The 545-nt window shown below is 57.8% G+C and carries 1 pseudogene; it reads right to left on the reverse strand.

What is annotated here, in order from left to right:
* Positions 1 to 485 (reverse strand): annotated as a pseudogene (locus NKI79_RS33160) (pilus assembly protein TadG-related protein); the annotation flags it as partial.
* Positions 486 to 545 lie beyond the last annotated feature (60 nt).

The raw sequence follows: 545 nt of genomic DNA on the forward strand, positions 1-545 counted from the left end.
CCGGAGCTGCCGGCCAGATAAATGATGACTCCGTCGCCGGAAATATTCGCGTTCGAGTTCGCTTTGAAATCACCGCCTTGAATGACGTATATCCCGGGCGAAAGCGTTACATTGCCGCTCAAGCTGAGCCCCCTGCAGTATGTTCCAGGTTGCAACACCGACTGATTGCTGTTTCGACAGGGGTTCGTGGCCGGTGGCGCCGGCAAGTCGGCAAAAGGATCGGCAGCGGGCAACGCCTGGGTTATCGGCCTGGCGCACACGGTCGTCACGGGGTTGCTCAACGAAACACCGCCTGCCGATACTAGGCAATCGACCTGAAGGCTTGCCGATCCCTGCAGCTTGATGGCGTCCGCGGCTATCGAATTCGACATCACGACGCAGCCGTTCAGTTTGAGATTCGAGCTGCCGGAAAAGAGCGCCGCTTTCGGAGCGGAATGATTGAGAGCTAGAGCGCAGGCCTTTGAGGCGTCGGTGATAAGAGCCACCGCTCTTGCCTGTGCGCCGACCGCATTTTGCGTGAATATCGATGTAAAAAACCGATCGAG

The sequence above is a fragment of the Mesorhizobium sp. M0340 genome, from assembly GCF_040321535.1.
Taxonomy (GTDB): Bacteria; Pseudomonadota; Alphaproteobacteria; order Rhizobiales; family Rhizobiaceae; genus Mesorhizobium.